An 18,053-nucleotide genomic window follows, 5' to 3' on the forward strand; every position below is an offset into this window, starting at 1 on the left:
GGTCGAAACTGGCCGCAGCAAGCACGGAGGCCGGCGGCTCGTCTCACCCGATGAGAAGGGCGGCCGGCCATCCGCAGTTGGAGATAAGGAGGGGGCATGAGCACATCCAGTTCACCGCTGGGCGGCATCAGTGGGGCGACCAGCACCGGCAACTTCAACGCCCAGGCCTACGTCCAGGCCATCATTCAGGCGGAGTCGGGACCGGAGCAGTTGATGCAGCAGCAGGTCTCGGTTCTGAGCAGCCAGGCCAGTGCCCTCAGCACCATCAGCAGCCAGCTCAGCGCCCTGCAAACTGCGGTGCTGGCCCTCAACGATTTTCAGGGCGCCCTCGCCGCCCAAAAGGCCACCAGCTCCAACACCGGCGTCGCCACTGTAACCGCCGGTGCGGGTGCTACCTCCGGCACCCATTCCCTCACCGTCTCCACCCTCGCCACCACCAGCTCGGAATACACCAACACCCTGGCCAGCGGCACCACCACCTTCACCACCGGCAGCTTCAGCGTCGCGGTCGGCTCCAACGCGCCCACGGTCATCAGCGTCACGTCCTCGAACAATACCCTCAATGGCCTGGCCGCTTCCATTAACAGCGCCGGCGCGGGCGTCACCGCCAGCGTCATCACCGACTCCAGCGGCGCCCGCCTCAGCCTGGTCAGCAACACCACCGGCGCCCCCGGCGATTTGACCATCAGCAGCAACACCACCGGCTTGACCTTCACCAAGGCCGTGACCGGCACCAACGCCAGCTACACCCTCGATGGCATCGCCCTCAACAGCACCAGCAACAGCATCACCGGCGCCCTCGCCGGCGTCACCCTCAACCTGGCCGGCACCACGGCTTCGCCCGTAACCATCACCGTCGCGCCCGACACCAGCCAGGCCACCACCGCCATCCAGAATTTCGTCAGCGCCTATAACACCGTCATCCAGAGCCTGAACCAGCAGTTCACCTACGACCCCACCACCCAGAGCACCGGACCGCTGGGGACCGATCAGATCGTCATGCAGTTGCAGCAGAGCGTGCTCGGCGACGCTTCCTATTCCATCAGCGGCAATAGCGGCTACACCAACCTCGCCTCCATCGGCATCAACATGAATGCGGACGGCACCCTGGCGGTCGATAGCGGCCAGCTCAGCGCCGCCATGGCGGCCAACTATTCCGCCGTGCAGAACCTGTTTCAGCAGGTTTCGCCCACCGGTTTTGCCCAGAACTTCACCAACGACCTGACCAACCTGACCTCCACGACCGGACCGGTGGCCGAAGACCAACAGGGCATCTCCCAGCAGACCAATGATCTGAACCAGCAGATTGCGGATTTCCAGGCCAATCTCAACGCCCAGGAGCAGGAGTTGATGCAGGTCTACAGCCAGGTCGCCGTCACCATTGGCAGTCTGCCCGGTCTGCTCAGCCAGACACAGAGCGAGCTGGCGAAACTGCCGTAACCGGAGAAACTATGAACGCCGCCTCCGCCTATCAACGCCGCGCCATTGAAGGCGCCACTCCCGTGGGTCTGGTCGTGCTCCTCTATCAGGGCGCGGTGGTGCAACTGCGGCGTGCCATCGCCGCTATGGAGACCCAACCGCAAACCGTCCGGGATATTGAAATCCGCACCAGCGCCCTCAACCGCGTGCTGGCCATCATCGGCGAGCTGCAGCGCGTGCTCGATTTCCAGCGCGGCGGCGACATCGCCCGCAATTTTGACCATTTTTACCGGCTCGCGCAGAGCGCCATCATGCAGGCGGTGGCGAACAACGATGCCCAGCCCCTGCGCGACCTGCTGCCCCAGTTGGAGAAAATCTTGCAGGCCTGGCGGAGCGTGGAAACACGCCCGCCGGCCCCTTCCGCGGGAGCGGCGGCATGGACGGCGTAGCCGCAAACCCGCCATCGGCCGCCGAAGCCGGCTGGGCCGACCTCGACCGCGAGTGGGCCGAATTCTGGGCCGCGCTCGAACGCCACACGCACGACTACGCCATCTGGTTCACCCCCGCCCACGCCAGCGTGCTGCAGCGCCTGCTCGACCGCAGTCAGCAATGGCGCCAGCAGAGCGAGCCCCAGCGCGACGCCGACGCCCGCAGCCTCTACGCCGCCCATCTGCGCCGCCTCGCGCCCGTGCTCCGCGACCTCCAGCGCTCCCTGCTGGAAACCACCGAACACCTCCTGCGCCAGCGCGAAAGCATCCGCGCCAAGCGCGAATGGGCCCGCCAGCAGGCACGGCCGCCCGCGCGCGTCCCGCCGCACGCGGCCGCCGCGGCTCACAAATGAGCCGGCCATGAGCAAGGTCGTCCTCATCGTCGACGGTTCCTCGACCATGCGCCGCGTCATCGAACGCTCGCTCCATATCGCCGGCCTCGAACCGCAACAGATCCTCGAAGCCTCCGACGGCGTCGAGGCGCAGCACGTCATCGAGCAGACCCGCCCCGACCTGGTCCTCTGCGATATTATGCTCGACAACGTCGACGGCCTGGCGCTGCTCAAGCACCTGCGCGAGACCGAAGCCACCCGCACCGTCCCCCTGGTGTTCATCACCAGCCACGCCAGCGAAGCCCAGGTCCACGAAGCCCTCGAACTCGGCGCCCAGGGCTACATCCGCAAGCCCTTCACCCCCGACCAGATCAAGGAATACATCACTCCCCTGTTCGCGTAGCCGCGTTTGGCCCCCGGCGTGCTAATACACGCTCGGAGGAGCCATGGAGAGCGGTATTTACGCGGCCTGTTCGGCGCTGATTTCGCGCATGCATCAGTTGGACATTCTGGCCAACAATCTGGCCAATGCCAACACCACCGGCTACCTGCAGGAAAACCAGTTCTATAAAGCCCTGACCACGGCCAGCGGCAATCAACCCCTGGGCCCACTCAACAGCGCCGTCAACGACTTCGGCGTGCTCAGCGGCCAGCAGTTGAATTTCGCCCCCGGCGCTTATCAGTCCACCGGCAACCCGCTCGATGTGGCCATCGAGGGGCCGGGCTTTCTGACCGTGCAAACCAAGGCAGGTCTTGCATATACGCGCGCCGGCGATCTCCGCGTGGGCGCCAGGGGCGAGCTCCTCAGCGCCCAGGGCGACCCCATTATGGGCGAGCAGCCCAAGGGTAAACTGGCGCCCATTTTTCTGCCCAACGGCAAGGTGGCCATCAGCGGCAACGGCACCATCTCCGTCGATGGCGCCCTGGTCGCCAAAATCCATCTGGTCGAGTTCGCCTCCGGCGCCCAGGTCAAGCCCCTGGGCAACGCCTATTTCACCACCCCGGCCGCCAATGTGCACACCGCGGCCCAGTCCACCCTCAGCGCCGGACAATTAGAAAACTCTAATGTGAACCCCATTGCCGCCGAGACCGACCTCATCGGCCTGCAGCGCCACTTCGACCTGCTCGAACGCGCCCTGCAGATTTTCAATACCGACTTCAACCAGCCCGCCACCACCGAGCTGCCCTTAGTGACCGGCCTCTAACTTCTCAGGAGACTCCCCATGTTTCAAGCGCTTCACACCGCCGCCAGCGGCATGTTGGCCCAGCAGATGGATCTGGACAACATCGCCAACAACCTCGCCAACGCCTCCACCGCCGGCTTCCGCCGCCGCCGCCTGCAGTTCGAGGATCTGCTCTACCAGAATCTGGTGGCCTCCGGCTCGGCCTCAACGCAGCAAACCACCGTCTCCAGCGGCCTGGAAGTCGGCATGGGCACGCGGCCGTCGTCCACCGAGATGGTCTCCTCGCAAGGCTCGCTCGATACCACCAACAATCCCCTCGATCTCGCGATTGAAGGCGCCGGCTTCTTCCAGATTCAAATGCCCGACGGCACCACCGCCTATACGCGCTCGGGTTCGTTTCACCTCGACGCCAACGGCAGCATGGTGACCGCCGACGGCTACCCGCTGCAGCCGCCCGTCGCGGTGCCGCTGAACGCGACTGCCCTCAGCATCGGCAAGGATGGCACCGTCACCGCCACCGTCCCCGGCTCGGCGCAGGCGCAGCAGGTGGGCACCATTACGCTCGCCACCTTCGCCAACGTCGGCGGCCTCGAAAGCAAAGGCGCCAACCTGTTCGCGCCCACCACTGCCTCGGGCGATCCCATCGTGGGCACACCCGGCGGCAACCAGGGCCTGGGCACGATTCAGCAGGGTGAGCTCGAAGAATCCAACGTCAACGTGGTGGATCAGTTCGTGCAGATGATCGAAGCGCAGCGCTCCTACGAAGCCAATTCGCGCGTCGTGCAGGCCGCCGATCAGATGCAGCGGCAACTCAACAATTTACAGTGATGAAAAAGGCTCTCAGGTATCAGTTGTCAGTTTTCAGTGCGCTGCTGCTCGTCTCCGCAAGCGCGTACGCGGCGCCGGCCAGCCAACCGTGGCGCGTGCGCGCCCACGTCACCGTCCGCACCCCCGTGGTGCGGCTGGGCGAGCTGGTCGCGCCATCCAGCGCCATGCCGGCGCCGCTCGCCGCATACACTCTCGCCGCAGCGCCGCAGCCGGGCATCGCTTTGCGCTGGAGCCGCGCGCAGTTTTCCGCGCGCTTGCGCAGCGCCGGCATCGCGACCAGCCAGTTCGAGATTCCCTTACAGATTGAAGTGCAGCGCGCCTCCCAGCCCATTCCAGTCGCGCTCGTGCTGGAGGCGGTCGGCGTAGCGCTGCATCGCCCGCTCCTGGAAGCCGACATCAACTTTACCGCGCCGCTGACCACCGCCACCGCCCCCGCCGTCCACGTCCTGCGGGCCGTACCCGACCGCCTGCATGGGCGCATCGAGGTGTTCTGCCGCGCCGAGCATGATCCCCTCCTGCTGCCCTTTCTGGTTTCCGTCCGCATGTCCGCGGCCGAGCGCGCCCAGCACGCACAATCCGTCTGGCCGCTGCACGCCCCGCCCGCCAAACCCATCCTGGTAAGGCCGGGCCGCACCGCACAACTCACCATTGCCGCACCGGGCTTCGCGCTCACGACGCGGGTGCAGCCCTTACAGCCCGGCCGCCAAGGCGACCACATCCGCGTCCGCAGCCTGGCCACCAAGGCAATCCTGCAAGTGCGGGTCACCGGACGCGATCAGGTGAGTTCGCTGACGCAAGGAGATCTCCATGCCTGGCACTAGCCCCTGGCCCCTGGCCCCTGGCCGCTGGACCCCGCGCCTGCTCCTCGCCCTCGCCCTACTCCCTCTGGCGCTCTGCGCCCAGAAGAACCGCGGCCAGGCCCTGACCCCTGCCGAGCAGGCGCTCCAAACCTATCTCGCCCGCGTCCGCCAGGTCGAGGGCGCAACCTCGGCCACCACCGGCAGCCTCTGGACGCCCGAGGGCCGCTTCACCAATCTCTCCAGCGACTTCAAAGCGCAGCGCGTCAACGACCTGCTGACCATCCATATCGTCGAGGCCACCCAGGCCGCCGGCACCGGCACGGTGCAATCCAAGCGCGCCTTCACCGGCAACTCCGGCATCAGCATCTTCGGCAGCACCTCCAGCCGCCTGACCACGCTGCTGGCGCCCACCTCAACCACCGATCTTGAGGGCCAGGCTGCCACCGCCAGCTCCAGCGCCCTCTCCACCAGCCTCACTGGCCGCGTGGTCGACGTGCTGCCCAACGGCTTTCTCGTAGTCGAAGCCGTGCGTACCATTTCCATGAACAACCAGCAGCAGACGGTGATCGTGCATGGCGTCGTACGCCCCGCCGACATCGCCCCCGACAACTCCGTCCTCTCCACCCAGGTCGGTGAGTTGGAAGTCGACCTGCTGGGCAAGGGCGTCATCAGCGACACCACCCGGCCCGTGACCGGCTGGTTGCGCATGCTGCTTAAATTCTTGACCTTCTAGCCCCCATGTTCCGCTTCCGCCAATTTCTGATTCCGCTGTTGCTCAGCCTCTCCGGCCTCGCCGCTGCGGCCGCCATCCCCACTGCCAGCAGCCAGCTCAGCGTCCCAATTAGCGATATCACCACCGTCGAGGGCGTGCGCGACAACATGCTGGTCGGCTATGGCCTCGTCGTCGGCCTCAACGGCACCGGCGATCAGCGCCAGACGCTCTTCACTATCCAGACCCTGAGCAACATCCTGCAGCGCATGGGCGTCCAAACCTCGCCCCAGCAGCAGCAGATGATGATGGTCCACAACGTCGCTGCCGTCTTCGTCACCGCGACGCTGCCGCCCTTCGCGCGGCCCGGCATGCACATTGACGTGACCGTCTCTTCGACCGGCGATGCCCGCAGCCTGCAGGGCGGCCTGCTGCTGCTCACCGCCCTGCACGGCCCCGACGGCGCCATCTACGCCGAGGCCCAGGGCGCCCTCACCGTCGGCGGCTACAGCGCCGGCAACGGCCAGAGCCACATCCGGGTGAATCAGACCAACGTCGGCATCATCCCCAGCGGCGGCATCGTCGAGCGTGACACCGCCGTCACCCTCGCCGGCATGAAGCAGCTCACGCTGCTGCTGCGCCAGCCCAGCTTCGTCACCGCCCACGCCATCGCCACCGCCATCAATCAATCCGTCGGCGGCGGCAAGGCGCCCCTCGCGCACGCCATCGATAGCCGGCGCGTCGACATCGCCTGGCCCAAGAACGCGGACAGCATTCCCGCCTTCATGGCGCAAGTTGAAGCCCTGCATGTGGACGTGACCACCCCGGCGCGCGTCGTCGTGGACGAGCGCACTGGCACCATCGTCATCGGCGGTGACGTGCAGCTCGGCCCGGTTTCGATCCTGCACGGCAATCTTGCCATCCAGGTCACCACCACGCTCACCGCCAGTCAGCCCAATCCCTTCACCCAGGGCGGCCAGACCGTCCTCGTGCCCAACACTACCGTCACCGCCAAAGAGTCGCCCGCGGCCAAGCTCGTCCTGCAGCCCGGCGCCACCGTGCAGGACCTGGTCAACGGCCTGCAGTCCATCGGCGCCAGCGCCCGCGACATCGTCGGCATCCTGCGTGCCATCGAGGCCGCCGGCGCGCTTGAAGCCAAACTGGAGGTCATCTGATGAACCTGGGCGCGCTCGCAAACCCTATCGCCACGGCCATTACCACCCCCACCGCCGCGGCACGTCATGACAAACTGGACAAGTCATGCAAGGAATTTGCCGGTATCTTGATCGATACCATGTGGAGCGAGTTTCAGAACGACCCGCTGGCGCCCCAGCCGGGCGAGTTTTCCGACCCCGGCGCCGATAACCTGAAAGGCTTAGGGCTGCAGGCAATGTCGGGCGCCCTGGCCGAACGCGGAGGCATGGGCCTGGCCAAGCTGATCGAGCATCAGCTCGAACCTCCGTCACCCCTCAAACTGCTGTCACAAAAGGAGTTGTCCTCTCTAAAGTCAAACGCGGCGGCTGCCGATAAACTGGTTGTAGCGAAGCCCAGCTTCGCTCTCAAGATGGAGACACCACGGTGAGAATCCAAAATCAAAATCTCGACGCTTCCTTGGCCGCGCAAAACCGGCCCGATAGCGCCGGGCGGATCACCAAGGCCAACTCGTCCCATCTTGCCTCCGGCTCCGGCGCCGCTGTCACCCCAGGCGACCAGGCCACGCTTGGCTCCTCCACGGTCGGTTTGACCGCGCAGGTGCTGGCGCAGCCTCCTGTTCGCTCGGATTTGGTACAGCAACTGCGGTCGCAAATCGCCAACGGCTCCTACACGGTGGATCCCACCCAGGTGGCCGACGCGATGATGAGCGACCCGCAGACCGGCATGGGGCCGCGAGGCAATGGATAATCCCGCAACCCAACTTGCTCTCAATCTCTGGCTGAGCGAACGTCAGGCCATCGTGTTGCGTCTGTCCGACGAGCTGCGCGCCGGCTTTCAGGCCGTGGCGGAATTCCACGCCCGCAACTACCTCGACTGCATCGAGCGCCAGGAAGTGCTCGCCGCGCGCCTCGCGGCTCACGATGCCCAGATGCCGGAGCTGCCTGCCGCCGTGGAAGACAAACGCCGGCTCGCTGACGCCGTCCGTGCCATGAATACCTCGCTGCGCCACCTGGCCGATATTCACGCCGCCCTGATCGATCTCGGCAGCCGCTCCGCCCGCTGCTTTCAGCGCGTCTGGGCCTTGGGCGCCGCCAGCTACACGTCGCCGGTGGAGAAAGGACGCTAGCCCTATGGGCCTATTCGGCATCATGTCAATTGCGGAGCAGTCGCTGGCGGCGCAGCAGGAGGGCCTGCAGGTCACCGCCAACAACATCGCCAACGTCAACACCGCCGGCTACACCCGGCGCGTGGCCGATCTGGCCGAGCAGGCGCCGTTTTCCGCCAACATCGGCGCGGCTGGCGGCGGCGGCGTCACTCTGCAGCAGGTGCAGGCCATCCGCGACAACGTGCTCGAGATTCGTCTGAATCAGGAAACCTCGAACCAGAATCGCCTGACTTCGCTGCAGCAGCAGCTTGGCCCGGTCGAGTCGCTCTTCAGTGCCCAAACCGGCGCCGGCCTCTCCACCGCCGTCGATAATTTCTTCAGCGCGCTGCAACAGCTCTCGACCAATCCCACCAACGGCGCCCAGCGCCAGAGCGTGATCACCGCAGCGCAGACCATGGCGCAGACCTTCAATCAGGTCGCCAACGGCATCAGCCAGCAAATTCAGGGTGCCAACCAGTACATCGTGCAGGACCTCAGCCAGGTCAACAACCTCACCACGCAAATCGCCAAGCTCAACGGTCAGATCGCCAGCCTGCAAGATGTGTCCGGCAACACCGCCGCCCTCGTCGATCAGCGCACCGGTCTGGTCCGAAAATTGTCGCAGCTCATGGACTTCAATATTAGCGACGGGGGCAACAACCAGGTCACGCTCACCACCAGCGGCGGCCAGGAACTGGTCTCCGGCATGCAAGCCATCCCGCTGACGCTGCAGCCCAACGGTAGCGTGCAGGATATCTACAGCGGCGCCACCAATATCACCTCCACCATTGCCGGCGGCAGCCTCGCCGGCCTCATCACCGTCCGCGATACCGCCCTGCCCAACCTCGCCAGTCAGCTCAACTCCCTCGCCACCACGCTGGCGCAGGGCGTCAATACCCAGAACGCCCTCGGCTTTGACCTCAACAGTAACCCCGGCGGCAATCTCTTTGTCCCGCCCACGGCCACCAACGCCGCCGCGAACATGGTGCTGGCGACCACCGACCCCGCCAGGATCGCCGCCAGCAGCAGCAGCACCAACTCCGGCGACAACTCCAACCTGCTCGCCATGATCAACCTGCAGCAGACGCCGAACGCCTCGGGCCTGACCCCCGACGCCGCCTACGCGGCCATGGTCTCCACCATCGGCAGTCTGGTGCAGGGCGCCAACACCCAGCAGCAGGCCTCGCAGGCCGTGCTGACGCAGTTGCAGAACCAGCGCGCCTCGGTTTCCGGCGTTTCCATGGACGAGGAAAGCATCAACCTGCAGCAATTCCAGCAGGCCTATCAGGCCGCCGCGCGCGTGGTGACCGTCATCGACAAGCTCACCACCCTGGCCATCAATCTGGGACAGGACTAATCCATGTTCACCCGCATCACCAACTCACTGCTCACCGATAACCTGCTGCAGGCGCTCGACCAGACGCAGCAGAGCCAGAACAACGCCCTCACCGCCGTCGAAACCGGCCGCCGCGTCAATCAGCCCTCCGACGATCCCGTGGCCGCGTCGCTGTCGGCCTCCAACCAGTCCCAGGCGGCGCAGGTCACCCAGTTCCTGCAGAACATCAATAGCGTCAGCGGCGCAATGCAGGTGGGCGATTCCGCCCTCTCCTCCGCCGTCACCCTGCTCAACCGCGCCGTCTCCCTCGGCACCGAAGGCGCCAACGGCGCCCTCTCCAACACCCAGCGCGCCAACATCAGCCAGGAAATCACCCAACTGCAGCAGCAGATGATCGATATCGGCAACACCAACTTCAACGGCGTCTACATCTTTGCCGGCACGGCCAACGGCAGCCCCGCCTTCACCGCCGATGGCACCCAGCCCGATGGCGTCCGCTACAACGGCAACACCAGCGTCAATCAGGTGCAGATCGCCGCCGGCGCTAGCGTGGCCGTCAATATTCCCGGCAGCCAGGTCTTCCAGAATGCCGGCGGCAGCGTTTTTCAGGCGCTGCAGGATCTGCAAAACGCGCTCACCAGCAATAACTCCGCCGCCGCCGGCACCGCGGTCACGAAATTGAATACCAGCCTGACCGCACTCGGCGAGCAGCGGGTGTTTTACGGTTCCACCATCAACCGGCTGAACACCACCAACAATTTTCTGAAAAACGAGCAGTCCGATCTCACCAAGGAACAAACCCAGCTTGTCGGCGCCGACCTCGCCGGCGCCATCACCCAGCTTTCGTCAGCCGAAACCGCCCGGCAAGCGATCATGGCCGCCGGCGCCCAAATCAACAAGCTCAGCCTGCTCAATTACCTCAATTAGTTCCGGCTACAATTGTCTGACAATGATGCGATGGACTCTGCTGGGTCTGTGTCTTGCTGGGTTCGTGCTGGCGCCGCTCGCGGCGCGCGCGCAAACCGATGAGATTCAGGTCTACGATGCCGGCATTGCCCCGCTGCATCAGTTCAACCTCACCACCCACACCAACTTCACCCCCGATGGCGCCACCACTCCGTTTGCGCCCGGCGTGATACTCTCCAACCATTCCACCAACGGCTCGCTGGAATGGGCCTACGGCGCCGAGCCCTGGATGGAGCTGGGCCTCTACATGCCGCTCTACAGCTTTGGCGGCGGCCGCGGCCCCTCGATCGACGGCGCCAAGCTGCGCCTCCTCTTCGTCCGCCCCCACGCCGAGGACCACACGTTCTTCTACGGCATGAACTTCGAGTTCAGCTACAACGCCCGCCACTGGGACCCACGCCGCTATACGCAGGAGATCCGGCCCATCATCGGCCTGCACCTGCATCCCTGGGATATCATCTTCAACCCCGTGCTCGACAACAACTGGACGGGGTTTTCCACCCTGCAGTTCAACCCCTGCGCCCGCATCGCCTACAACCTCAACCCCCACTGGGCGATCGCCGGCGAGGAGTACGCCCAGCGCGGCACGCTCGCCCGCCTGTTACCCGTCAACCAGCAATTCCAGCAGGTCTGGGCCGTGGTGGATCACTACGGCGCAGCGGTCGACATCGAGGCCGGCGTGGGCATTGGCGTGACCTCAGCCTCTGACAAAATGACCCTCAAGCTGCTCGTCTCGCGCAACTTCAGTTTTTAGGACACGCAAGCGCGCAGCGGCCGAGCAGTACGCCCAGTGTGCCGCCGACCAGAACATCCGACGGAAAGTGCTCCTTGCCCGTTACGCGCGCGACGCCAATGCTGCCCGCGAGCAAATAACCGAATCGATTAGCCCAAGTGGCCTGGGGATCATGCTGCGCCAGTAACGCGGCGAGCGAAAACGCACCGATCGCATGGCCGGAGGGAAACGACGTGCCCCCCTCATTGAAGCCGCCATCGCCGTCTCCTGCCGTAAACGGCCGCTCGCGTCCCGCGCTGTATTTGAGTACCTGCACCACCGCGGTCGCGTAGCCTTCGGTGGTGATCGCCGTAAGCGCAAACTTGCCGGTAGATGGGCAAAACAGGCAATGATCCTCGATCGCCGCCGTGGTCAGCGCAAACGCAGGCTCGATCACCAGCAAGCCCCGGTTCGACCAGTTCCGGCTTGCCCTCTCCAGCCCCGGCGATTGAATCTGATCAGATATCCGCGTGTCGCCAAACAGAATCAGCGCTCCCGCCACAGCTACCACCGGCACGGTGACACGCCAATTCCGCACCGCCGCCCCCGGGAACTGCGTGGTGCCATGCCAAAGCCTCGCAACTGTCCCGCCGATAATGCCCCACGGCGTGCTGGCGCGAGCTGCCGGCGCCAGCAGCAACAGCACTAGGAGAACGGCGAACGCGCGCTGGCCCCTGGCTCCTGGCCCCAGGCCCCTGACCCCTGGCCCCTGACCCCTCACGTGCCCCCAGTGCTGTACGGCGCCTTGGCGCCGCCCACCACCTTGAACACCAGCTCCTTTTCGCAGTAATCGCACTCCATCTCGTACTTGCGCGTGATCAGACAGCGCATGTACTCGTCCGGCCCGGGGTAAATGGTATAAATGCGCTCGCACTCCGGGCATTGAACCGAAAGAATCGAACCACTCATTGCATCTCTCCCCTCCCAGTCTAACAACCCCACGTCAAAGCTTGAACGTCCAAATTTGCATGAGGTTGGGTGTCCTCCTCATCCTTGCTGTATGCGGGGTCGCCGTGTGGGCGCAGAACGCGGCAACTTGGAGACGCCCTGAGCGTCAGCGGGCATCCGTTGCCGGGGAGCGACGCTCGACCACAGCCCGACCAACGGGAGGGCGGCTCCAACAAGAGGGGGCCGTGCCACAGCCGCCCGTGCCCACACCTACGGTCTCCTCCCGTTTGCTGCGCATGAACGCCAGCAACGAGGCCTTGTTGCAAGTGGCGCAAATCGGCGAAAAACGGGGCGCCACCACCGTCGTGCGCCGCTACGCCCGGCGCGTCACGCTCGATCATCGCAAGGTGAAAGCCATGCTGCAGGAGGAAGCAGAGAGACTGGGCATCAACTTGCGATCTGCCCCGCAACCGGAGTTGCGACAATTAGAGTCCGCTGCGCCAACGGAGTTCGATCACCTCTTCCTGCAGACCATGGCGGCGAAAGATCAAGCCTTCATTCCGGAGCTGAACCAAAGCGCCCGCCAGCCCGCCACCCGCTCGCTGCAACTGCTGACGCACAATCTCGTCGCCCTCGTCCGGATTCACTTGACGCTCGCGCAGGAGCTGCTCAAACCAGGAGCGCCGGTATGAGCACGCGCCCCCAGGGCTTCGGCGCCGTCGCCGGTGGCGGCGCCATTGCCGGTGTGATTTCCGGTGCGGTGATGTTGCTGGCCGCCCGGAGCTGGACAGCCGCCATCGGCCTGGGCGCCGGCATCGTGCCGCGCGCGACCGCCGCGGCCATCAGCGGTCCCATGGCGCTGCTCGGCGGCACCGCGACGCTCTGGCAGGGCTGGCTGATGTTTCTGGCCGTCGCTGCCGTGCTGGGGCTGATCTACACCGCGATCGGCTGGAACGTCCGCAAGTGGCGTACCGCGGTCATCTGGGGCATTCTGTACGGCATTGGCGTCTGGATCATCATGACCGCCTGGCTCCTGCCCTGGGGCAACCACGTCATGTCCACCTACATGGCCTTCATGGTCGGCCCCTGGATTGTCCTGCACATCCTCTTCGGCGCCGTCCTCAGCCTCAGCGCCCCCATCCGCCGCGCCCTCGCCGGCGCCCAACCGCAAGCCCGCGTCTGGGAAATGCCGAAGGCAAGCTAGAGGATGATCCGCGCCTCGCCGGCGCGGCGCGTCAGCCGCACCCGGTCGCAATACTCCAGCAGCGGAATCGCCAGTTTGCGGCTCAGGCCGGTCCATTGCTTGAAGTCGCCCACGGAAAACTCGGCTTTGCCCGTCTTGTGCTCGCCCAGCAGTGCGCGCAGGCGATCCAGCGCCGCGGCGTGCAAAAACCATCCCGGCTGACACTCGGTCAGCACATGCTCCCGCGCCAAATCCGCGACCAGGGCGCGTGCGCCGGGCTGCGGAAATTTCCGCAGGGTCTCCGCCAGCGGCGGCGCCGACCAGCCCAGTCCGCGGAAGTGCTCCTCAATCGCCGCCCGGAGCCGCAACTGCTCGGCACCGCGGGCGGGCGCCGCGCTCTGCAAGCGATAGCGGCTGCCGCCGGCGATCTCGAGCTTGCCGCCCTGAACCAGCCGCCCTGCCGCCGCCGCTAGCCAATGGGGTGCATCGGCCAGCGAAAGTGCATCCAGCGCCGCGCCCGCGCTCATCGGCTCACGGCGGTGAAATGTATCGAGAGCCGCCAGCAGCTCGCGCTCGATGACCGGCAGCGCGCTCGTCGCCAGCGCTGCCGGTGGGTTCTCGCTAAGCACGCAGTCCGTCGCGGCGAGCGCCGCCCGAACCTGATCCACGCGACGCCCCGATCGGCGAGCCAGCTCCGCCAAATCGCAACCGCTCCTTCCGGCGCCTTCCAGCCAGAGACGCAGACGCGCACTCAAATCCGGCGCGGCCGCCAGCTCCGCCAGATGCCGTGCCGCGCCGGCGTAATCCGCGCGGCGATACCGCGGCGGCGCCGGGTCGAGCACGACACCCCCGGCAAGTGTCGCCGCGGGCGAGAGCTGCCGCAGAATCAAGCGATCGCCGGGCGCCGCTACCACCGGCTCGACCAACCGGAGCTGCGCGTAGCGCGGCGCCTCCAGCCAGATAAGCGTTGCCACCGCTTCGGCGGTGTGCAAATGCACGCGGCAGTCCGCGCGATGCGGCAACACTGGAGCATCCACCACCCAGCTCAGCTCGATATCGAGCACTTGCGTCACGGCGAAGGTGTCCGCCGCCATCAGCTCCAGACCGCGATGCAGCTCGCGCGTTTCCACGCCCGCCAGATTCGCCGCCACCCTATTCCCGGCCACAGCCTCCGTTACTGCCTGGCCGTGTACCTGCAATCCGCGCACCCGCACGCGCCGGCGGCCCGGCAAAAGCTCCGCCTCCTCGCCGGTGTGCAACGTTCCTTGCGCCAGTGTTCCGGTAATGACGGCGCCAAAGCCCTTCATGCTGAAGGCGCGATCCACCGGCAGCCGGAACGGCGCCGCCGCATCCCTGCCCGGCGCGCGCCCGCCCCCCGTGAGCAGCGCCTGACGCAGCTCCTCGATCCCCGCGCCGGTTACCGCGCTCACCGGTATCACCGGCGCACCGGCGAAGGCCGTGCCCTCCAGCAGCGCCGCAATCTGGCTGCGCACGCGCGCCATCTGCGCTCCATCCGCAAGATCGGTTTTCGTGAGCGCGACCACGCCCTGGGGAATGCCCAGCAGCCGGCAAATGGCGAAGTGCTCGACCGTCTGCGGCTGCACGCCGGCATCGGCTGCCACCACCAGCAGCATGACGTCGATGCCGCCGGCGCCGGCCAGCATGGAATGAATGAAACGCTCGTGGCCGGGAACATCGACCACGCCGATGGTCTGCCCGTTCTGCGACCAATGGCCGAAACCCAGGTCGAGCGTCATGCCCCGCCGGCGTTCTTCCGCCAGCCGGTCGGGATGCACGCCCGTCAGCGCCTCGACCAGTGCGCTTTTGCCATGGTCGATATGTCCGGCGGTGCCGACGATCATCGCCCGCCGGCCACGCTGGCGATTTCCTGCGTCACCGCCTCCAGCGCGGCTTCCGGATCCGCGGCCGCGGTGACCGCACGTCCCAGCACCAGATAATCCGCGCCCGCGCGGATGGCGTCGGCAGGCGTCGCCACCCGCGCCTGATCACCGGTCGTCGAGCCCGCCGGTCGAATGCCGGGAACTATTAGTTTTACTCCACCGCCGCTAGCCTGCCGCACCACCGCCGCTTCCTGCGCCGAACAGACGATGCCGCCCAGGCCCTGGCGCTGGCACAACCGCGCCCACGCCACCACCCGCTCCGCCGCCGTGCTCGGCAGATTCAATTCCTGCAGCGCCGCCGCATCAAGACTGGTCAGCACGGTGACGCCCAGCAGCGTCAGCCCCGGTGGCGCCGCCGCGGCCGCCGCGGCCAGCATCGCCGCTCCGCCGGCGGCATGCACCGTCAGCATTTGGACATCGCAGCGTGCGGCGGCGCGCACCGCGCCCGCCACCGTGTTCGGGATGTCGTGCAGCTTGAGATCGAGAAATACGCCTATGCCGCGTTGCCGCAGCTTGCGCACCAGTGCCGGTCCGGCCGCCACGAACAGCTCCAGGCCGACCTTGACCAGGCCCACGCGCCTGCCCACGCGCTCCACCCAGGCCAGCGCCGCCGCCTCGCCGGCAACATCCAGAGCCAGGATGATGCGATCCGAGGGCGTCATTGCTTGAAGAGCTGATCAAACTTCGCGCGCGCGTCATCGGAAGTGGTTTTGCCCTGCGCGCGCGGACCAGTGGCATTGACGACCGTGGCGGGCGAGAAGTAATCGCAGTAGTTGGCGCGCTCTTTGAAGCGCACCCATTCCGCCATCACCTCGCGGCACTCGTTATGGGCGGTGGGCTCGAAGTGCCGGCAATTGCGGCAGACATGCAGATCGGCGCCGCACTCGCACTCGTCGCGCGTATTCACCTTTTGCGCGGTCCGCAACTGGATCGTCCGGCCGCACTTCCAGCACGTCATCCTCTCAAGGCTAGCATCAACGCGCCCACAGCGGTATGCGCCACACCGGAGTCCTCCAGCCGCACACGGCTTGGGGCGGCAGCGGAGGACGGCTCCAGCAAGAGGTGGCCGCGCCCCTAGGCCGCCGGCGGATTGCTCGCCCGCATTGGCCGGCGGAGATTGATGCCCCCACCCCCCATCGCACCGCCCAGCAGCGCACAGCCCAGCCCAATCAGGGCCAGCAGGAAGAAACTCCACATCATATTGCGCCCCAAATTAACCGTCGTGGCTGCCGCCTCCGGCGCCGTGGCCGTGAGCGCGCCTTGCGCGGACTGGCGCGGAGCCGGCGCGGCATTGGCATTGGCATTGGGTGCAGCGGCGCCCCGGCCGGTCGCCGTGGCCGCCGTGGTAGCCACTTGCGAGGCAGCACCAATCGTCGTGCCCGCCACCCAACCCGTAAGCAACAGCGCCGTGACGAGAATCATGCCCCAGAGCGTAACGGCCCGCATCATGCCGTGCTGTCTGGTGGTACGCGGCGTGCGCGCGGCAACCCAGGCCCCCAGGAATGTGGCAATCAGCACGACCACCAGGCTCCAACCCAGCACTCCGCCGCCCACCGAGCGCCAGGAGGCGCTGCTGAACGGATCCAGCGATTGAAAGCCCACGGCCAGCACAAATGACAGCAGGATGATCGCCACCCCTGCAAACGTCATATAACCGGTCCAGATGCCGTTCCATTCCATATGGCGCGGAACTCCCCCGGTCGCTACCACCGCCTGGGACGCCATGTCGCGGTCCACTTGACGGCGAACGTAAAGCCTGCGTTCGATGCTACGTAACGTACTCATTCACACCCTCCCTCTCCAGCCACGGTTGGCTCTATCGCGTGCGATGCGATGGCGGGCGGGAAGGTGGGTTGCCGCCGGGAGCTAATTTTTACTTTGGGCGGGAGCCTTCGGCGGGAACAAAAACGTACTCCGCATTTTGGCGCTCCACATAGCCCCAGGCCTGCTCCGGATCGTGCGTGAACACCAGCAGCCAATGCTCGCGTTCGGCCTGGTCCAGAATGCGATGTTTATTGTCAATGGTCTCCAGCGGAAACAAATCAAAGGCCATCACCCAACTCGGCTTCAGGTGCCAATGCGTCGGCATCAGATCGGAGATGTAGCAGGCCACCTCGTTTCCCGAGCGCAGCAGAATGGCTTGCATGCCCCGCGTATGGCCGGGAAGCGGCATCACCGACAGCCCCGGCAGCAGCTCCCGCTCGCCCTCGAGCAACTGCATTTGTCCGGAGGTGACCAGCGGATCGTAGTTCTCCGTCAGGTAGCTGACGCGGTCGCGCTCATGCTGCTCGCGCGCATGCTCCCACTCCTTCCGCTGCACATAGTAGTGAGCATTCGGAAATACAGGCACGATGCTTCCATCCGGACGGCGTACAGTGTTCCAACCGCAATGATCGTAGTGCAGATGCGAGTTGACGACCAGCGTGAACTCTTCCGCTGGAAATCCCGCCGCGGCCAGTCGCTCCAAATAGTCCCGCCGCGGATCAACCCCGTTGTAGCGCATCTGCTTATCGTTGAGCTTATTCCCGCACCCCGTCTCAACCAGCACCAGCTCGCCACGATGGCGGAAGACCAGCGAGTTCAACCCGCAGCGCACATAATTCCGCTCATCGCTCGGCGTCGTGCGGCTCCATAACGTCTTCGGCACCACGCCAAACATCGCCCCGCCATCGAGCAGGTAGCTCCGGTCGGTAATGACCGACAGCTCCGTATCCCCAAGCTTTCTGACAAACGGCCCCGTCCACTCACCGTTCCCCATTTCCCTCTTCCCTTTTCCCTCTTCCCTTTTCCCTCTTCCCTTTTCCCTCTTCCCTTTTCCCTCTTCCCTTTTCCCTCTTCCCTCATGTTCCCCCCGCAACCGATGCCACGCCACCCAGATCAGCACGATGGCGACCACCAGAATAACCAAATCCACGCGGCCCAGAACATGGAGCAGCCGCCGCCACTGA

Annotated in this window: 23 protein-coding genes and 1 pseudogene; 17 read left to right on the forward strand and 7 right to left on the reverse strand. The window is 65.7% G+C overall.

Features of this window, described 5'->3' with window-relative positions:
- Positions 1-96: 96 nt before the first annotated feature.
- Genes EPN33_05350 through EPN33_05420 form a run of 15 tightly spaced genes read left to right on the forward strand, consistent with a single transcriptional unit; the run spans position 97 to position 11,115 of the window.
- Positions 97-1,440, forward strand: coding sequence for a flagellar hook-associated 2 domain-containing protein (locus EPN33_05350; protein TAN22926.1), 1,344 nt, complete (start codon positions 97-99; stop codon positions 1,438-1,440).
- 11 nt (positions 1,441-1,451) lie between these two features.
- The gene (fliS, locus tag EPN33_05355; protein ID TAN22927.1) at positions 1,452-1,868 is read left to right on the forward strand and encodes a flagellar export chaperone FliS; all 417 of its coding nucleotides are present in this window, start codon (positions 1,452-1,454) and stop codon (positions 1,866-1,868) included.
- Positions 1,856-2,260: a hypothetical protein gene (locus EPN33_05360; GenBank protein TAN22928.1), complete on the forward strand. Its 405-nt coding sequence runs from the start codon at positions 1,856-1,858 to the stop codon at positions 2,258-2,260. The genes fliS and EPN33_05360 overlap by 13 nt, the downstream gene beginning before the upstream one ends.
- Positions 2,261-2,267: 7 nt before the next feature.
- Complete coding sequence (locus tag EPN33_05365) at positions 2,268-2,642, forward strand: response regulator (protein ID TAN22929.1); 375 nt, start codon at positions 2,268-2,270, stop codon at positions 2,640-2,642.
- 43 nt (positions 2,643-2,685) lie between these two features.
- The gene (locus EPN33_05370; protein ID TAN22930.1) at positions 2,686-3,444 is read left to right on the forward strand and encodes a flagellar hook basal-body protein; all 759 of its coding nucleotides are present in this window, start codon (positions 2,686-2,688) and stop codon (positions 3,442-3,444) included.
- An 18-nt stretch (positions 3,445-3,462) separates the two neighbouring features.
- Positions 3,463-4,251: a flagellar basal-body rod protein FlgG gene (gene flgG, locus EPN33_05375; protein ID TAN22931.1), complete on the forward strand. Its 789-nt coding sequence runs from the start codon at positions 3,463-3,465 to the stop codon at positions 4,249-4,251.
- Positions 4,251-5,072: a hypothetical protein gene (locus EPN33_05380; GenBank protein ID TAN22932.1), complete on the forward strand. Its 822-nt coding sequence runs from the start codon at positions 4,251-4,253 to the stop codon at positions 5,070-5,072. Before flgG ends, EPN33_05380 begins: the two co-directional genes overlap by 1 nt.
- On the forward strand, positions 5,059-5,784 hold the full coding sequence (locus tag EPN33_05385) for a flagellar basal body L-ring protein FlgH (protein ID TAN22933.1): 726 nt from the start codon (positions 5,059-5,061) through the stop codon (positions 5,782-5,784). Before EPN33_05380 ends, EPN33_05385 begins: the two co-directional genes overlap by 14 nt.
- Before the next feature lie 5 nt (positions 5,785-5,789).
- On the forward strand, positions 5,790-6,935 hold the full coding sequence (locus EPN33_05390; protein TAN22934.1) for a flagellar basal body P-ring protein FlgI: 1,146 nt from the start codon (positions 5,790-5,792) through the stop codon (positions 6,933-6,935).
- The gene (locus EPN33_05395) at positions 6,935-7,342 is read left to right on the forward strand and encodes a hypothetical protein (GenBank protein ID TAN22935.1); all 408 of its coding nucleotides are present in this window, start codon (positions 6,935-6,937) and stop codon (positions 7,340-7,342) included. Before EPN33_05390 ends, EPN33_05395 begins: the two co-directional genes overlap by 1 nt.
- A complete protein-coding gene (flgM, locus tag EPN33_05400) occupies positions 7,339-7,662 on the forward strand; it encodes a flagellar biosynthesis anti-sigma factor FlgM (GenBank protein ID TAN22936.1) in 324 nt (107 codons plus the stop codon). Before EPN33_05395 ends, flgM begins: the two co-directional genes overlap by 4 nt.
- Positions 7,655-8,041 carry a hypothetical protein gene (locus tag EPN33_05405; protein TAN22937.1) on the forward strand — a complete coding sequence of 129 codons (387 nt, stop codon included), beginning with the start codon at positions 7,655-7,657 and terminating at the stop codon, positions 8,039-8,041. Before flgM ends, EPN33_05405 begins: the two co-directional genes overlap by 8 nt.
- Positions 8,042-8,045: 4 nt before the next feature.
- Positions 8,046-9,416, forward strand: coding sequence for a flagellar hook-associated protein FlgK (flgK, locus tag EPN33_05410; protein TAN22938.1), 1,371 nt, complete (start codon positions 8,046-8,048; stop codon positions 9,414-9,416).
- Between the two features lie 3 nt (positions 9,417-9,419).
- A complete protein-coding gene (gene flgL, locus EPN33_05415) occupies positions 9,420-10,322 on the forward strand; it encodes a flagellar hook-associated protein 3 (GenBank protein TAN22939.1) in 903 nt (300 codons plus the stop codon).
- A 22-nt stretch (positions 10,323-10,344) separates the two neighbouring features.
- Positions 10,345-11,115, forward strand: a complete 771-nt coding sequence (locus tag EPN33_05420) for a hypothetical protein (GenBank protein ID TAN22940.1) — start codon at positions 10,345-10,347, stop codon at positions 11,113-11,115.
- On the opposite strand, the gene EPN33_05425 is transcribed toward EPN33_05420, so the two are convergent.
- Positions 11,105-12,016, reverse strand: coding sequence for a phosphatase PAP2 family protein (locus tag EPN33_05425; protein TAN22941.1), 912 nt, complete (start codon positions 12,014-12,016; stop codon positions 11,105-11,107). The two genes, EPN33_05420 and EPN33_05425, sit on opposite strands and share 11 nt — an antisense overlap.
- Positions 12,017-12,101: 85 nt before the next feature.
- Here EPN33_05425 and EPN33_05430 point away from each other — a divergent pair, with 85 nt between their 5' ends.
- A complete protein-coding gene (locus EPN33_05430; protein TAN22942.1) occupies positions 12,102-12,713 on the forward strand; it encodes a DUF4142 domain-containing protein in 612 nt (203 codons plus the stop codon).
- A complete protein-coding gene (locus tag EPN33_05435; GenBank protein TAN22943.1) occupies positions 12,710-13,225 on the forward strand; it encodes a hypothetical protein in 516 nt (171 codons plus the stop codon). The genes EPN33_05430 and EPN33_05435 overlap by 4 nt, the downstream gene beginning before the upstream one ends.
- Here the strand turns inward: EPN33_05435 and selB are convergent.
- The 6 genes and pseudogenes from selB to EPN33_05465 all read right to left on the reverse strand — a co-directional run bounded on the left by selB (position 13,222) and on the right by EPN33_05465 (position 17,939).
- The gene (selB, locus tag EPN33_05440; GenBank protein TAN22944.1) at positions 13,222-15,066 is read right to left on the reverse strand and encodes a selenocysteine-specific translation elongation factor; all 1,845 of its coding nucleotides are present in this window, start codon (positions 15,064-15,066) and stop codon (positions 13,222-13,224) included. The two genes, EPN33_05435 and selB, sit on opposite strands and share 4 nt — an antisense overlap.
- Complete coding sequence (locus EPN33_05445; GenBank protein TAN22945.1) at positions 15,063-15,767, reverse strand: orotidine-5'-phosphate decarboxylase; 705 nt, start codon at positions 15,765-15,767, stop codon at positions 15,063-15,065. The genes selB and EPN33_05445 overlap by 4 nt, the downstream gene beginning before the upstream one ends.
- Complete coding sequence (locus EPN33_05450) at positions 15,764-16,063, reverse strand: hypothetical protein (GenBank protein ID TAN22946.1); 300 nt, start codon at positions 16,061-16,063, stop codon at positions 15,764-15,766. Before EPN33_05450 ends, EPN33_05445 begins: the two co-directional genes overlap by 4 nt.
- Positions 16,064-16,179: 116 nt before the next feature.
- Positions 16,180-16,890 carry a hypothetical protein gene (locus EPN33_05455; protein TAN22947.1) on the reverse strand — a complete coding sequence of 237 codons (711 nt, stop codon included), beginning with the start codon at positions 16,888-16,890 and terminating at the stop codon, positions 16,180-16,182.
- Positions 16,891-16,978: 88 nt separating this feature from the next.
- Positions 16,979-17,863 (reverse strand): MBL fold metallo-hydrolase, encoded by an 885-nt coding sequence (locus EPN33_05460; GenBank protein ID TAN23143.1) that lies wholly within the window; start codon positions 17,861-17,863, stop codon positions 16,979-16,981.
- Positions 17,853-17,939, reverse strand: a pseudogene (locus EPN33_05465) (LysR family transcriptional regulator). The gene EPN33_05460 and the pseudogene EPN33_05465 overlap by 11 nt, the downstream one beginning before the upstream one ends.
- Positions 17,940-18,053: the final 114 nt, after the last annotated feature.

Source organism: Acidobacteriota bacterium (assembly GCA_004299485.1).
In the GTDB taxonomy this organism is placed as follows: domain Bacteria; phylum Acidobacteriota; class Terriglobia; order Terriglobales; family SCQP01; genus SCQP01.

What these genes read in the sequence shown, in the direction of transcription:
- flgK (TAN22938.1), top strand. Translation starts at nt 8,046, where the DNA reads ATGGGCCTATTCGGCATCATGTCAATTGCGGAGCAGTCGCTGGCGGCG.
- EPN33_05425 (TAN22941.1), bottom strand. Translation starts at nt 12,016, where the DNA reads ATGCCCGGAGTGCGAGCGCATTTATACCATTTACCCCGGGCCGGACGA.
- EPN33_05455 (TAN22947.1), bottom strand. Translation starts at nt 16,890, where the DNA reads ATGAGTACGTTACGTAGCATCGAACGCAGGCTTTACGTTCGCCGTCAA.
- flgG (TAN22931.1), top strand. Translation starts at nt 3,463, where the DNA reads ATGTTTCAAGCGCTTCACACCGCCGCCAGCGGCATGTTGGCCCAGCAG.
- EPN33_05380 (TAN22932.1), top strand. Translation starts at nt 4,251, where the DNA reads ATGAAAAAGGCTCTCAGGTATCAGTTGTCAGTTTTCAGTGCGCTGCTG.
- EPN33_05370 (TAN22930.1), top strand. Translation starts at nt 2,686, where the DNA reads ATGGAGAGCGGTATTTACGCGGCCTGTTCGGCGCTGATTTCGCGCATG.
- EPN33_05385 (TAN22933.1), top strand. Translation starts at nt 5,059, where the DNA reads ATGCCTGGCACTAGCCCCTGGCCCCTGGCCCCTGGCCGCTGGACCCCG.
- EPN33_05360 (TAN22928.1), top strand. Translation starts at nt 1,856, where the DNA reads ATGGACGGCGTAGCCGCAAACCCGCCATCGGCCGCCGAAGCCGGCTGG.
- EPN33_05390 (TAN22934.1), top strand. Translation starts at nt 5,790, where the DNA reads ATGTTCCGCTTCCGCCAATTTCTGATTCCGCTGTTGCTCAGCCTCTCC.
- EPN33_05445 (TAN22945.1), bottom strand. Translation starts at nt 15,767, where the DNA reads ATGACGCCCTCGGATCGCATCATCCTGGCTCTGGATGTTGCCGGCGAG.
- EPN33_05450 (TAN22946.1), bottom strand. Translation starts at nt 16,063, where the DNA reads ATGACGTGCTGGAAGTGCGGCCGGACGATCCAGTTGCGGACCGCGCAA.
- EPN33_05365 (TAN22929.1), top strand. Translation starts at nt 2,268, where the DNA reads ATGAGCAAGGTCGTCCTCATCGTCGACGGTTCCTCGACCATGCGCCGC.
- EPN33_05395 (TAN22935.1), top strand. Translation starts at nt 6,935, where the DNA reads ATGAACCTGGGCGCGCTCGCAAACCCTATCGCCACGGCCATTACCACC.
- EPN33_05350 (TAN22926.1), top strand. Translation starts at nt 97, where the DNA reads ATGAGCACATCCAGTTCACCGCTGGGCGGCATCAGTGGGGCGACCAGC.
- flgL (TAN22939.1), top strand. Translation starts at nt 9,420, where the DNA reads ATGTTCACCCGCATCACCAACTCACTGCTCACCGATAACCTGCTGCAG.
- EPN33_05420 (TAN22940.1), top strand. Translation starts at nt 10,345, where the DNA reads ATGATGCGATGGACTCTGCTGGGTCTGTGTCTTGCTGGGTTCGTGCTG.
- EPN33_05430 (TAN22942.1), top strand. Translation starts at nt 12,102, where the DNA reads ATGAGGTTGGGTGTCCTCCTCATCCTTGCTGTATGCGGGGTCGCCGTG.
- selB (TAN22944.1), bottom strand. Translation starts at nt 15,066, where the DNA reads ATGATCGTCGGCACCGCCGGACATATCGACCATGGCAAAAGCGCACTG.
- EPN33_05405 (TAN22937.1), top strand. Translation starts at nt 7,655, where the DNA reads ATGGATAATCCCGCAACCCAACTTGCTCTCAATCTCTGGCTGAGCGAA.
- fliS (TAN22927.1), top strand. Translation starts at nt 1,452, where the DNA reads ATGAACGCCGCCTCCGCCTATCAACGCCGCGCCATTGAAGGCGCCACT.
- EPN33_05435 (TAN22943.1), top strand. Translation starts at nt 12,710, where the DNA reads ATGAGCACGCGCCCCCAGGGCTTCGGCGCCGTCGCCGGTGGCGGCGCC.
- EPN33_05460 (TAN23143.1), bottom strand. Translation starts at nt 17,863, where the DNA reads ATGGGGAACGGTGAGTGGACGGGGCCGTTTGTCAGAAAGCTTGGGGAT.